The 13,269-nt window shown below is 60.3% G+C and carries 13 protein-coding genes; 3 read left to right on the top strand and 10 right to left on the bottom strand.

The window, feature by feature from the left end; all coding sequences use genetic code 11:
- Position 1 precedes the first annotated feature (1 nt).
- The 3 genes from PspTeo4_RS02500 to PspTeo4_RS02490 form a co-directional block, all read right to left on the bottom strand.
- Positions 2-799: a thioesterase family protein gene (locus PspTeo4_RS02500; protein ID WP_322362137.1), complete on the bottom strand. Its 798-nt coding sequence runs from the start codon at positions 797-799 to the stop codon at positions 2-4.
- 85 nt (positions 800-884) lie between these two features.
- On the bottom strand, positions 885-1,655 hold the full coding sequence (locus PspTeo4_RS02495; protein ID WP_322362136.1) for a CHAD domain-containing protein: 771 nt from the start codon (positions 1,653-1,655) through the stop codon (positions 885-887).
- Between the two features lie 14 nt (positions 1,656-1,669).
- Positions 1,670-1,948: a hypothetical protein gene (locus tag PspTeo4_RS02490; protein ID WP_023379639.1), complete on the bottom strand. Its 279-nt coding sequence runs from the start codon at positions 1,946-1,948 to the stop codon at positions 1,670-1,672.
- 166 nt (positions 1,949-2,114) lie between these two features.
- Between PspTeo4_RS02490 and PspTeo4_RS02485 the strand changes: the two genes are divergently transcribed.
- Positions 2,115-3,155, top strand: a complete 1,041-nt coding sequence (locus PspTeo4_RS02485) for a patatin-like phospholipase family protein (protein WP_322362135.1) — start codon at positions 2,115-2,117, stop codon at positions 3,153-3,155.
- Positions 3,156-3,323: 168 nt separating this feature from the next.
- Here the strand turns inward: PspTeo4_RS02485 and PspTeo4_RS02480 are convergent, their stop codons facing one another.
- The 7 genes from PspTeo4_RS02480 to PspTeo4_RS02450 all read right to left on the bottom strand — a co-directional run bounded on the left by PspTeo4_RS02480 (position 3,324) and on the right by PspTeo4_RS02450 (position 12,334).
- A complete protein-coding gene (locus PspTeo4_RS02480; RefSeq protein ID WP_322362134.1) occupies positions 3,324-5,195 on the bottom strand; it encodes a SurA N-terminal domain-containing protein in 1,872 nt (623 codons plus the stop codon).
- Between the two features lie 182 nt (positions 5,196-5,377).
- Positions 5,378-5,650 carry a nucleoid-associated protein HU-beta gene (gene hupB / locus PspTeo4_RS02475; RefSeq protein ID WP_011533117.1) on the bottom strand — a complete coding sequence of 91 codons (273 nt, stop codon included), beginning with the start codon at positions 5,648-5,650 and terminating at the stop codon, positions 5,378-5,380.
- Positions 5,651-5,802: 152 nt separating this feature from the next.
- The gene (gene lon, locus PspTeo4_RS02470; protein WP_322362133.1) at positions 5,803-8,199 is read right to left on the bottom strand and encodes an endopeptidase La; all 2,397 of its coding nucleotides are present in this window, start codon (positions 8,197-8,199) and stop codon (positions 5,803-5,805) included.
- Positions 8,200-8,351: 152 nt separating this feature from the next.
- Positions 8,352-9,635: an ATP-dependent Clp protease ATP-binding subunit ClpX gene (gene clpX / locus PspTeo4_RS02465; RefSeq protein WP_322362132.1), complete on the bottom strand. Its 1,284-nt coding sequence runs from the start codon at positions 9,633-9,635 to the stop codon at positions 8,352-8,354.
- Positions 9,636-9,743: 108 nt separating this feature from the next.
- Entirely contained in the window at positions 9,744-10,385 is a 642-nt protein-coding gene (gene clpP, locus PspTeo4_RS02460) for an ATP-dependent Clp endopeptidase proteolytic subunit ClpP (protein ID WP_003250240.1), read from the bottom strand.
- Between the two features lie 91 nt (positions 10,386-10,476).
- Entirely contained in the window at positions 10,477-11,787 is a 1,311-nt protein-coding gene (gene tig, locus PspTeo4_RS02455; protein ID WP_322362131.1) for a trigger factor, read from the bottom strand.
- A gap of 247 nt (positions 11,788-12,034) precedes the next feature.
- Positions 12,035-12,334, bottom strand: a complete 300-nt coding sequence (locus PspTeo4_RS02450; protein ID WP_322362130.1) for a DUF6388 family protein — start codon at positions 12,332-12,334, stop codon at positions 12,035-12,037.
- Positions 12,335-12,618: 284 nt separating this feature from the next.
- Here PspTeo4_RS02450 and PspTeo4_RS02445 point away from each other — a divergent pair, with 284 nt between their 5' ends.
- Together PspTeo4_RS02445 and PspTeo4_RS02440 are read left to right on the top strand one after the other, a co-directional pair.
- Complete coding sequence (locus PspTeo4_RS02445) at positions 12,619-12,960, top strand: type II toxin-antitoxin system RelE/ParE family toxin (RefSeq protein ID WP_322364786.1); 342 nt, start codon at positions 12,619-12,621, stop codon at positions 12,958-12,960.
- The gene (locus tag PspTeo4_RS02440) at positions 12,957-13,268 is read left to right on the top strand and encodes an XRE family transcriptional regulator (RefSeq protein ID WP_322362129.1); all 312 of its coding nucleotides are present in this window, start codon (positions 12,957-12,959) and stop codon (positions 13,266-13,268) included. The genes PspTeo4_RS02445 and PspTeo4_RS02440 overlap by 4 nt, the downstream gene beginning before the upstream one ends.
- The last annotated feature ends 1 nt before the right edge of the window (position 13,269 follow it).

Here is a 13,269-nt window from a genome sequence, read left to right as displayed (position 1 = left end):
CCTACATGAACACCGTCACCGTCTGCCGACTCAGGGCCAGCAACTCACCCTCGGCCGTCCACAGTGCGGCCGCTGCGTGTCCGTAGCCATCGCGGGCGTGTTCGGTTTCGACGCAATAGCGGCACCAGTCCAGGGTCGACAGCGTCGGTGTCGGCTGGATGAACTCGATGGTCCAGGTCAGGGTACTGCCAGCTGCCGGCTGCTTGAGGAAGGGCATCAAGCTCGGCGGCCAGGCATCGACCAGGGCCAGCAGATGGGCTTCATTGACCTGCTCCTGCACAACATCACGCAAGCGCACCCATCCCCCCATCTGCCGCGATGTGTTGCCGCTGAACGGCAGGCCGCCAACTGCCCAGCGCAGGGCCACATGGCGCATGAACTCCGGGGTGATGCCCTTGATGTAGGGCAGCTCCGGTGCAGACTCTTCGAGCGCCTTCATCGGCGTCGCAGGCAGTGCTGGCACGTCGACCACCGAAGGACGACCGGCGCCGAAATTGCCTTGTATCAGCGTGACGACCTGGCCGCCCTGCACGGCACGGCCCAACAGCGTGCTGACCGCCTTACCCTCGCGCAGCACCTCAGCCTCGAAACGAATCGGAACATCGGGGGCAGCCGGAGCGACGAAGCTGATGGCCAGCGAACGCACCGGGCGGTTGTCAGACAGTTTCGAACGCATGGTCTCGAACACCATGGCCGCCATCAGGCCGCCGAACGCCGCGCGGCCCTGAGCCCACTCGGGCGGGATGCAGACGGATTCAGGGTTCGCCCGTACGGCGTCGAGCAACTCATTGAAATTCACGGGGCAAGGCTCCTGGGCAGGCATGTCAGGCCATACTAACGGCCCTACTGCGCGCCAACAGCCCGCATTTCGGTCAATTGCAGGGCTATCTGCGCTTCAACGCCGCCTGCAGGGCATCGAGGGTGACATCGGACTGGCGCTCGGCCTCGTGCAGCTCCCGCTCCCAGGCCTCCTTGCACGGGGCAAGGTCTGCATGGTCGCGCGCCTGCAGCAACCACTGCAGCCGGTCGTGCCAGCCACCCAGGTCGCCCTGCGCCCGTTTCAGCAAACGCTGGAGCTTTTTTCCCGCATGCTCGAGTTGTGGATAGGCTTCATCGCCGTAACGAGTCCGCTTGATCAACAAGCGCAGACGATGCCGATCATGGGCAGGGTCTTCCAGCGCATCGCGTAATTCACGCCACTGCTTGATCAGGCGCTTGTCGATGCGCCTGTCCAGCGACTTGGCCAACCCTTCGCGATCAGCAGCGCGCAGGAACAAGGGAAATGCATCGAGAATGGCCAGCACACGGCTCAGCTGCGGGCTGGCCGCCACACTTGCAAAGGTTCTGCCCCGCCCTTCCAGGCGCCGCTGCCCCGGTTCGACGAGGCCACGCCGAATCAGCTCCGCCGCCAGCACCTCGCGGTCCCGCAAAGGCGTGGTCAGGGTGCCCAGGGATTTTGCGGCATCCTCCAACTGCTCCGCGCCTGGTAACCCGCGCAAAGGCCGTAGCAGGCTGCGCAAGCGCCGCAGGCTGATGCGCAGGTCGTGCAGCGCCTCGCTGTCGGTATCGGCAGCCAGGCGCTCGCGACACGCCAACAGTCGCACCTGCAAGGTCAGTATCTGGGCAACGACATGATCGAGCATGCTGGTGGACATATGACGCTCCTCGGTCAGCGCCCGGCGCGCGACTCACGGATATAGAAGCGTGCCTTCTCGGCTTTGCGCGTGCAGCCTTCGAAGCCCTCGAACTGTTGCTGGGTCTTGGCCCCGGTCAACAGCGACAGTGCCTTGGAGTAACTCACGGTACCGGCAAAGCCTTCGGCCTTGGCCAGGTCAAGCTCCTTCCAGGCGGCATCCAGCTGGGTTGCGCAGCTGTCACGGTAGGCCGTCTTGCCCGCACAGCCAGCAAGGGCCAGGGCAATCAGAGGAAGGCAGATCCAGGCTTTCATCAGTGTTACCTCAAAAGAAAAAAAGTGTGGCTGTTCGACGCACGGTCTGCTGAAAAGTGCCCTGCTCGACATGCCTTGCTTAGAGTAGTCCAGCGCGGTCTACATTGAAGCACAGGCAGCAAAGCGTGCATTGTTGGACAATGGTTGCACAAGCCGGGGGACGATCATGAGCAAACGTGTGGCAGTGGTGTTGGGATCGGGTGGTGCTCGGGGGTACGCCCACATTGGCGTGATCGAGGAAATCGAACGGCGCGGCTATGACATCGCCTGTATCGCGGGCTGCTCCATGGGCGCGGTGATTGGCGGCATCTACGCCGCCGGCAAGCTCAACGAGTACCGAAACTGGATTGAAAGCCTCGATTACCTGGATGTGCTGCGGCTGGTGGACGTCAGCTTCCGCCTCGGCGCCATTCGTGGCGACAAGGTGTTTGGCCAGATCCGCAAGATCGTCGGCGAGATCAACATCGAACAGTTGCGCATCCCCTACACGGCTGTGGCAGCCGACCTCACCAACCAGCAGGAGATATGGTTCCAGGAAGGCTGCCTGCACCAGGCCATGCGCGCTTCGGCGGCCATTCCCAGCCTGTTCACACCGGTGATGCAAGGCAACCGCATGCTGGTCGACGGCGGCATTCTCAACCCGCTGCCGATCGTGCCGGTGGTGTCCAGCCACTGCGACCTGATCATCGCGGTCAACCTCAACGCCACCAACCAGAAGCAGTACCAGTTGCCGGTCATCGAGCGCCCTGCGGCGTTCAAGATGCGCTTCGACTCGCTGCTCAGCTCGCTCGGGTCACGCCTGCCGTTCCGACGCAAACCTGCCGAAGAGCTGATTCGCATTGAGCAGGAGATCGTCTCCGAGGGGCTGGCGCCACCCAACCCATGGCTTGCCGACGCAGCCGACCCCGAGGCCCAGCAACCTGCGGCGGCGCCGGAGCGCGAGGGAGCACCCAAGTCGGCCACAGGCTCTTTCATCATCGACAACGTCGGGCCTGCCTCGCTGCTCGACCTGATCAACCAGAGCTTCGAGGTGATGCAGACCTCGTTGGCGCAGTACAAGATCGCGGGCTACCCACCCGACGTACTCATCAACGTACCCAAGCGGGTGTGCCGGTTCTTCGAGTTTTACAAGGCGCCTGAGCTGATTGCGCTGGGGCGGGAAATTGCGCGGGATACGCTGGATAACTACGAAGGGGAGAAACGCTAGGCCTTGGGTGGTCCGACCCGGCCTCTTCGCGGGTAAACCCGCTCCCACAGGGGCCGCATAGGCGTTCACGGCTCCTGTGGGAGCGGGTTTACCCGCGAAGAGGCCGGCACGGGCAACAGAAACGAAACAGGCCGCATTACGCGGCCTGTTTCATTGTGCATCCACCACTCAGTAACGAGTGATGTCCGCATTGGCTTCCAGCTGCTTGCGGTAGGCCGCAAAGTCTTGCTGACCGGCACGCGAAGCGAGGTAGCGGCGGATCTGCAGCTTCTCTTCATCGCTGGCGGCAGCACCTTCATTCACGCCCTTGAGCTGCAGCACAACCAGGCTGCCGTCGTTCAGCACTACACTGCCGAACACCGGTTTGTCCTTGGCCTGCGGCTTGCCCAGACGGAACAGCGCCTGCAGCTCGGCCGGGTCGATACCGTCCTGGCCACGGGTCACGGCTTCGTGCGAAGTCCAGCCCTGCCCTTCGTATGCAGCACCTGCGGCGATGGAGCCATCACGCAGGCCGGCAATCAGCTTGTCCGCCTTGGCCTTGAGCTCGGCAGTGGCCTTCTCTTTGGCCAGGTGCTCGCTGATGTTCTTGGCCACGGCCTCCAACGGCAGTTGCTCCGGCTTGCGGTGCTCCTTGACGCGCAGCACCACGGTGGTTTCCGGGTCGAGCTCGATGGCGGTGCTGTTGGCAGCTTCTTCCAGCACTTCCTCGGAGAATGCCGCCTGGACCACCGCACGGTTGGCGGTGATGCCCTGGCCGCCTTCACGACCGAACGGCGCCGAAGTCTGTACCTTCAGGTTCAGGTCCTGGGCCGGCTGGACCAGGTCGGAAGCCTCGTAGGAAGCATCCTGCAGCTGTTTGGCGGCATCGACGTAACGCTGCTCGACCAGCGGCAGCTTCAGGTCACGGGTCAACTTGTCCTTCAGGCTGGCGAAGCTTGGCACTTCCGGCGCTTGCACGCCCAGCAGCTTGATCAGGTGATAGCCGAACTCGGTGCGTACCGGAGCCGATACCTGGCCGTCCTTGAGCTTGTACAGCGCGTCCTCGAAGGCGGGGTCATAGACACCTGGGCCTGCGAAACCGAGGTCACCGCCGTTGTTGGCAGAACCTGGATCCTGGGAGAACTCCTTCGCCAGCGCGGCGAAGTCTTCGCCCTTGGCCAGACGTTGCTCGACTTCTTCGGCACGGGCCTTGGCCTGGGCATCGCTGACCTTGTCGTTGACTTCGATCAGAATGTGCGCGGCATGGCGCTGCTCGGCCAGGTTGGCGATTTCTTTTTCGTACTGCGCCTTGAGCTCGTCGTCGGTGACCTTGACCTGATCGAAGTACGCCGACTTCTTCAGCTCGATGTAGTCGATGACCACTTGGTCTGGAGACATGAATTCCTTGGCGTGCTCGTCATAATGCGCCTTGACCTCTTCGTCGCTGACCTTGACCGCAGCCGGGTTGGCCTTGAAGGTCAGGGAGGCGAAGTCACGGGTCTGGTTTTCCAGACGGGCGAAGGCATCCACCTGCTTGTCGGTGACGAAGCTGCTACCGGCAAGGCCGGTGCGCAGCTGGCCGATGAGCATTTCTTCGGCGAGCATGTCGCGGAATTGCATGCGGCCGTAGCCCATCTGGCGGATGACCTGGTCGAAACGGTCGGCACTGAACTTGCCGTCGACCTGGAATTCCGGTGTTTGCAGAATAACCTGGTCCAGCGCTGCCTCGGAGAAGGCGAACTTGGCGTCCTCAGCACCCTGCAGCAGCAGTTTGCGATCGATCAGCCCTTTCAGCGCGGCTTCGCGCAGCATCTTGTCGTCCAGCAGAGCGGGGTCGAAATCCTTGCCCAGCTGTTGCATGAGCTGACGACGCTGCATGTCGGCGGCCTGGCTCAGCTCGTTCTGGCTGATGGTCTGGCCGTTCACCTTGGCGGCGTCCTGCGAATGGGTGGCGGCCTGGAAAATGGCCTCGAACCCGGTCAACGCCATCAGCACGACGATAAGGCCGATGATGGTCTTGGCAATCCAACCTTGTGAATTGTCCCTGATATTTTGCAGCATGCGTCCCCCAGAAACGGTTGTACCACTGCGTCGACAACCGCGGAGCGTGGGTAGAATCCTGATAGAAGAAAGGCGCATCCGGTGGATGCGCCTTCTCAAAGCGGGCGTGCTCGGCGGGAACGTTTGCGCCCACCGCCACGCGGTCGGACCTGGCCAAGCCAGGACCGGCTGAAAGAGACGACTTAGTTGACGGCGTCTTTCAGGCCTTTACCAGCCTTGAAGCCTGGAACCTTGGCGGCAGCGATCTTGATGGCCTTGCCGGTTTGCGGGTTGCGGCCGGTGCGCTCAGCGCGCTCCTTGACCGAGAAGGTACCGAAGCCAACCAGTACCACATCGTCACCTTGCTTCAGGGCGCCGGTGACGGATTCGATGACTGCGTCCAGCGCACGGCCGGCTACAGCTTTCGGGATGTCAGCAGATGCGGCGATAGCGTCAATCAGTTCCGACTTGTTCACTCTAAGTCCCCTTATTTCTCTATTGAGTTTGTTTCTAAGTATGTAATGAAAAGCTTATGAAACGTGCACTGGGTGGCTTGTTGACAATAGCGTGCCGCTTTATAGCAAGGCCCCGAAAAAACTGTCAAGGAAAGCCCCCCAGCCAAAAACTACTAGTGCGTGCTGATTCTTTCCTTAGCATCGCCGTCGCGCTTTTCATCTTTCGCGACAATCTCCGGAGCCACATCTGGCAAGGGCTCCGGGGCGTATTGCAGCGCAATTTGCAGGACTTCGTCAATCCATTTGACCGGTTTGATCTGAAGATCCTGTTTGATATTTTCCGGAATCTCCTTCAGATCGCGAACATTTTCCTCGGGAATGATCACCGTCTTGATCCCACCGCGGTGTGCTGCCAGCAGTTTTTCCTTCAAACCACCGATGGCCAGCACTTGGCCGCGCAGGGTAATTTCCCCGGTCATGGCCACGTCGGCGCGCACCGGAATCTGGGTCAGAGCCGAGACCAGCGCGGTGCACATGCCGATACCCGCGCTCGGCCCGTCCTTCGGCGTGGCCCCCTCTGGCATGTGGATGTGCACGTCGTGCTTCTCGTGGAAGTCAGCGGCGATGCCCAGGCTGCGAGCGCGGCTACGGACCACGGTTTGCGCGGCGGTGATCGATTCGACCATGACGTCGCCCAGCGAGCCGGTCTTGATCAACTGGCCTTTACCTGGAATGACAACCGACTCGATGGTCAGCAACTCGCCGCCCACCTGGGTCCAGGCCAGGCCTGTGACTTGACCGATCTGGTCCTGCTGCTCGGCCAGGCCGTAGCGGAACTTGCGCACGCCCAACAGGTGCTCGAGCTGCTCGCTGGTGACCTTCACCTTGACCTGCTTCTGCCCGGTGTGCTCCTTGACCACCTTGCGGCACACCTTGGCGATCTGCCGCTCAAGGCCACGCACACCGGCTTCGCGGGTGTAGTAACGGATGATGTCGCGGATGGCCGAGACGTCGATCTCAAGCTCTTCCTTCTTCAAACCGTTGGCCTTGACCTGCTTGGGCGTCAGGTACTTGACCGCGATGTTGATCTTCTCGTCCTCGGTGTAGCCCGGCAGGCGGATGACTTCCATGCGGTCGAGCAGCGCCGGCGGAATGTTCATCGAGTTCGAGGTGCAGAGGAACATCACGTCCGAGAGGTCGTAGTCGACTTCCAGGTAGTGATCGTTGAAGTTGTGGTTCTGCTCGGGGTCCAGCACTTCCAGCAGCGCCGAAGCCGGGTCGCCACGCATGTCGCTGCCCATCTTGTCGATTTCGTCAAGCAGGAACAGCGGGTTGCGCACACCCACCTTGGTCATTTTCTGGATCAGACGGCCCGGCATCGAACCGATGTAGGTGCGACGGTGACCACGGATCTCGGCCTCGTCACGCACGCCACCCAGCGCCATGCGTACAAATTTGCGGTTGGTGGCAGCGGCGATCGACTCGGCCAGGGAGGTCTTGCCGACACCAGGTGGGCCGACCAGGCACAGCACCGGGCCGCGGATTTTCTTCACGCGTTTTTGAACGGCGAGGTATTCGAGAATGCGTTCCTTGACCTCTTCCAGGCCATAGTGGTCGGCGTCGAGGATTTCCTCGGCCTTGGCCAGGTCCAGGCGAACCTTGCTCTGAGCCTTCCACGGCACCTGTACCAGCCAGTCGAGGTAGGAACGTACCACGGTGGCCTCGGCCGACATCGGCGACATCTGCTTGAGCTTGTTCAGCTCCGCCTGGGCCTTGGCCAGGGCATCTTTGGGCAGGCCAGCGGCTTCGATGCGCTTTTTCAGCTCTTCGACTTCGTTGTGGCCTTCATCACCGTCGCCGAGCTCCTTCTGAATGGCCTTCATCTGCTCATTCAGGTAGTACTCGCGCTGGCTGCGCTCCATCTGCTTCTTGACGCGGCCACGGATGCGTTTTTCCACCTGCAGCAGGTCGATTTCAGCGTCCAGCAGGGCCAACACATGCTCGACACGGGTCGGCAGGTCGACGATCTCGAGGATTTCCTGCTTCTGTTCGATTTTCAGGGCCATGTGCGCGGCCATGGTGTCGACCAGGCGACCAGGCTCTTCGATGCTGTTGAGCGACGACAGCACTTCAGCAGGCACTTTCTTGCCCAACTGTACGTACTGCTCGAACTGCGACAGCAAAGTGCGCACGAAGACTTCCGACTCGCGCTCGGCGGCGTCGACTTCGTCGATCAGGGAAACTTCGGCACGGATGTGCCCTTCTACTTCGGTGAAGCGCTCGACCGAGCCACGTTGCTCGCCCTCGACCAGCACCTTCACGGTGCCATCAGGCAGTTTCAGCAGTTGCAGCACGGTGGCAACGGTACCCACGCGATACAGGGCGTCTTCGCCTGGATCATCGTCGGCCGGATTCTTCTGGGCAAGCAGGAGAATCTGCTTTTCGCCCGTCATCGCGGCCTCGAGGGCTTCGATGGATTTTTCGCGCCCCACGAACAGCGGGATAACCATGTGCGGGTAAACAACGACATCGCGCAATGGCAAAAGAGGCAAGTCGAGGGTGGTCTTCATGATTTCGCCTCTACAGCGGCCTTATGGCCGGAAACCGGTGGAAATTATGCTTGGACCTAATGTGGGGGCAGGCTTGGCAAATTACAAGCGCTGGAACAGGAAAAGCAGAAAGGGGCCCGTAGGCCCCTTCGTGCTTGTTGCCATCACCCGACTCAGACGTCAGGTGCGGCCTTGGCTTGCGGCTCGCTGTTTTCGTAGATCAGCAGCGGCTGCGAAGTGCCTTCGATGACGCTCTCGTCGATCACCACCTTGCTGACATCCTTCTGCGAAGGGATCTCGTACATGGTGTCGAGCAGCACGCCTTCGAGGATCGAACGCAGGCCACGGGCGCCAGTCTTGCGCTCCAGGGCCTTGCGGGCGACGGCCTTGAGGGCGTCGCTGCGGAACTCGAGGTCCACGCTTTCCATCTCGAACAGCTTGGCATACTGCTTGGTGAGGGCGTTCTTCGGCTCGGTGAGGATCTGCATCAGTGCAGCCTCGTCGAGCTCGTCGAGGGTCGCCAGTACCGGCAGACGGCCAACGAACTCCGGGATCAGGCCGAACTTCACCAGATCGTCCGGTTCGACCTCACGCAGCGACTCGCCGACCTTCTTGCCTTCTTCCTTGCTGCGCACTTCTGCGCCAAAACCGATGCCACCTTTGGTGGAGCGGTTCTGAATGACCTTTTCCAGGCCCGAGAAGGCGCCACCGCAAATGAACAGGATATTGCGGGTATCAACCTGCAGGAACTCCTGTTGCGGGTGCTTGCGCCCCCCTTGCGGCGGTACGGAGGCAACGGTGCCTTCGATAAGCTTCAACAGCGCCTGCTGCACGCCCTCGCCCGACACGTCGCGGGTGATGGACGGGTTGTCCGACTTACGCGAAATCTTGTCGATTTCGTCGATGTAGACAATGCCCATCTGGGCCTTTTCCACGTCGTAGTCGCACTTTTGCAACAGTTTCTGAATGATGTTCTCGACGTCCTCGCCCACATAACCGGCTTCGGTCAGGGTCGTGGCGTCAGCAATGGTGAACGGTACGTTCAACAGACGTGCCAGGGTTTCGGCGAGCAGGGTCTTGCCCGAGCCGGTCGGCCCGATGAGCAGGATGTTGCTCTTGCCGAGTTCGACCTCGTCACCCTTCTTGTCACGTTGGTTCAGGCGCTTGTAGTGGTTGTACACCGCTACGGACAGCACCTTCTTGGCGCGCTCCTGACCAATCACGTACTGATCCAGGATGCCGCTGATTTCTTTCGGCGAAGGCAATTTGTGCGCGCTGCTCTCGGCCTGGGCTTCCTGCACCTCCTCTCGGATGATGTCATTGCACAGGTCGACGCACTCGTCGCAGATAAATACCGAGGGCCCGGCAATCAATTTGCGCACTTCGTGCTGGCTTTTGCCGCAGAAGGAGCAATAGAGCAATTTGCCGCTGTCCTCGCCGTTACGGGTGTCAGTCATTCGATCGATCCAATCCGGTAGGCTTGCAACACAAGATGAAGGCAATTGCGGGCTTTTTCAAGTCCGCAGGTAGGCGCTTTCGGCACCTACCTGCTCTGGCACCTGGGGTCAGGAGGCCAGTTGCCGCTTGTCGTAGACCGAGTCGATCAGGCCGTACTCGGCCGCGCGCGAGGCGCTCATGAAGTTGTCACGCTCGGTGTCGCGCTTGATGGTCTCCAGCTCCTGGCCAGTGTGGTAGGCCAACAGCTCGTTCAGGCGCGCCTTGATGTTGAGGATTTCCTGGGCGTGGATCTCGATATCGGTGGCCTGACCCTGGAAGCCGCCCAGCGGCTGGTGGATCATCACACGCGAGTTCGGCAGGCAGTGACGCTTGCCCTTGGCACCGGCAGCCAACAGGAAGGCGCCCATGCTGCAGGCCTGGCCGATGCAGATGGTCGAGACGTCCGGCTTGATGAACTGCATGGTGTCGTAGATCGACATGCCAGCCGTTACCGAGCCGCCCGGGGAGTTGATGTACAGATGGATATCCTTGTCCGGGTTTTCCGCTTCAAGGAACAGCAGTTGTGCCACGACCAGGTTCGCCATGTAGTCCTCTACAGGGCCAACCAGGAAGATCACACGCTCCTTCAACAGGCGCGAGTAAATGTCGTAGGCACGTTCGCCACGGGCGGACTGCTCGATAACCATCGGGACCAGACCGCCTGCGGCCTGGATGTCAGAGCTCTGCTGAATATAAGAATTGCGGGACATGTCCTGCGCTCACTCCCAAATAGTCATGGCTTGAATACGCACAAGCCAGCGCGAAGGCTGGCTTGTGGGGGTTTCCTACGAGAGAAACGTATTACTCAGCGGCTGGAGCCTGTGCTGGTTTTACTGCTTCTTCGTACGAGACCGACTTGTCGGTCACAGTCGCTTTCTGCAGAACAGTATCTACAACTTGTTCTTCCAGCACAACCGAACGAACTTCGTTCAGTTGCTGGTCGTTTTTGTAGTACCAGGCGATGACCTGCTCAGGCTCTTGGTAAGCCGAAGCCATTTCTTCGATCATCTCGCGAACCTTGGCATCGTCCGGCTTCAGCTCGAACTGCTTGACCACTTCAGCGACGATCAGACCCAGAACGACGCGGCGCTTGGCTTGTTCTTCGAACAGCTCGGCCGGCAGTTGCTCAGGCTTGATGTTGCCACCGAACTGCTGAACAGCCTGGACGCGCAGACGGTTGACTTCGTTTTCCAGCAGGGCTTTCGGCACTTCGATCGGGTTGGCGGCCAGCAGACCGTCCATTACCTGGTTCTTGACCTTGCTCTTGATCGCCTGACGCAGTTCACGCTCCATGTTCTTGCGAACTTCGGCGCGGAAGCCTTCCAGGGTCGATTCCTTGATGCCGAACTGGGCGAAGAACTCTTCGTTCAGTTCTGGCAGCTGAGGAGCCGAAACGCTGTTGACGGTGATGGTGAACTCGGCGGCTTTGCCAGCCAGGTCCAGGTTCTGGTAGTCCTCTGGGAAGGTCACGTTGACAACGCGCTCTTCACCAGCTTTGGCGCCAACCAGGCCATCTTCGAAACCTGGGATCATGCGACCCGAGCCCAGCACCAGCTGGGTGCCTTTGGCCGAACCACCGGCGAAGGCTTCACCGTCGATCTTGCCGACGAAGTCGATGTTGACCTGGTCGTCTTTCTCGGCAGCGCGCTCGACGGCTTCGAAGCGGACGTTCTGCTTGCGCAGTACTTCCAGCATGTTGTCCAGATCGGCGTCAGCCACTTCGGCGCTCAGGCGCTCGATGTTGATCGACTCCAGGCCGGCAACGGTGAACTCTGGGAAGACTTCGAAGATAGCGACGAATTCCAGGTCCTTGCCCTTTTCGAAGGACTTCGGCTCAACGGACGGAGCGCCAGCCGGGTTCAGCTTCTGCTCGACAACGGCTTCGTAGAAGGAAGCCTGAACCAGGTCACCGAAGACTTCCTGACGGGCGTCGCCCTCGAAACGCTGGCGGATCACGCTCATCGGCACTTTGCCCGGGCGGAAGCCGGCGACTTTGGCGCGCTTGGCAGTCTGCTGCAGACGCTTGTTGACTTCGTTCTCGACGCGCTCGGCCGGAACGGCGATGGTCATGCGGCGCTCGAGAGCGGAAGTGTTTTCAACAGAAACTTGCATGGATATTCCTCGTTGCACAGACGTTAGCCGGCGATAGCCCGACTCCAGAATCAAGGGCAAGCATTCTAGTGAGTCACGCACCAGAAGTCACCCCACCCGGGACGACGGGAAACCACGCCGGTCGATTAACTTGCAAGGCCCGCACGGCGCACCGCCGAACCCCTCTTTATATGAAGGCTGCGTAACACTTTGGACGGCACGCAACCGAAATACCTTGTCAAACAACTACCAGCTCAAGAACAACGCCTCATTCGGGGTCGATTTCGTTGAACTGACAGTATTCTTCCCACTCCATACCCAGCGCCTCGGCCACCTCGCGATGGGTCTCCAGGCGCATGGCCTGCAGTTGCTCCGGGCTTTCGGCGATCAGTTGCAGCGCCAACTCCCAGGGCTGGATGCCCTGCTCGTCGGCGGCATCCTCGAACGCCCACTCGATCTGCTGGGCCTGCTCGCGCGCATCCAGATCACGGATCTCTTCGAGCAGCTGTGGATTGGCTTCAGCGAAGCGCTGTAGCGCAAGGGCCTGACGGGCTTCTTTTGCAATCATTGGGCACTTCCTCTGGCCTGTCGCTGGAGCCGTTATTCCAACCAACTGAAATCTATCAGCTTTTATTGGGGCACCACCAGTGGATTGCAAGGACACCGGCAATCGATTGGCACCTGCACCGGTGATTTGCATCGTAATTGAGACTATCAAGCACTCATCAGACCAATCCGACAAATCACCCAGCCTGATCCCACCCGCCCCAAAGAACCCGCCACTATTCCGCCCCTAGGGCAGCCCGCTTGAATGGTGAACCATTTTTGGTACACTTCGATAGCGAGGCATCAATGACACTAAACGCCTGCTTTTTTCGCACAGAAGCCGGCAACGAACCCGTTCGCGACTGGCTCACCAACTTACCAAGAGACCAAAAGCGAGCAATCGGCATCGAGATCAGGACTGTGCAGATCGGCTGGCCGATTGGCATGCCCATCGTCAGGAAACTCGAGAAAGGCTTATGGGAAATCAGAGCCAATCTGATTGACGCGACAGCACGAATATTATTTACCGTAACCGACGACAGAATGATCCTGCTCCACGGCTTCATCAAGAAAAGCCAGAAAACACCAACGCCCGACCTGGAAACAGCTCGACAGCGCAAGGCAACCCTTGAGAGGAACACACGATGAACCCACAAATCGGCTCTGACTTCGAGGAGTTCCTTGCCGAACAGGGGCTTGCGGAAGAAGTCTGCGCCGCCGCCCTGAAGCGAGTGATTGCCTGGCAAATCGCAGAGGCCATGAAAGCCCAGAAAGTTACCAAGAAAGCCCTGGCGGAACGCATGCATACCAGCCGCAGCGCGTTGAACAGAGCCCTGGACCAGAACGACCCTGGAATGACCTTGGCGACCCTGGCGAGCGCAGCGCGAGCATTGGGCCAGCGTGTTGAAATTCGACTGGTGCCCGAGATCAACCCGGCTCAGGCACACCCCTCTTGAC

The organism is Pseudomonas sp. Teo4, assembly GCF_034387475.1.
Taxonomy (GTDB): Bacteria; Pseudomonadota; Gammaproteobacteria; order Pseudomonadales; family Pseudomonadaceae; genus Aquipseudomonas.
The sequence above is the reverse complement of the archived record's forward strand: the minus strand, read 5'-3'. Positions and strand labels throughout refer to the sequence as shown.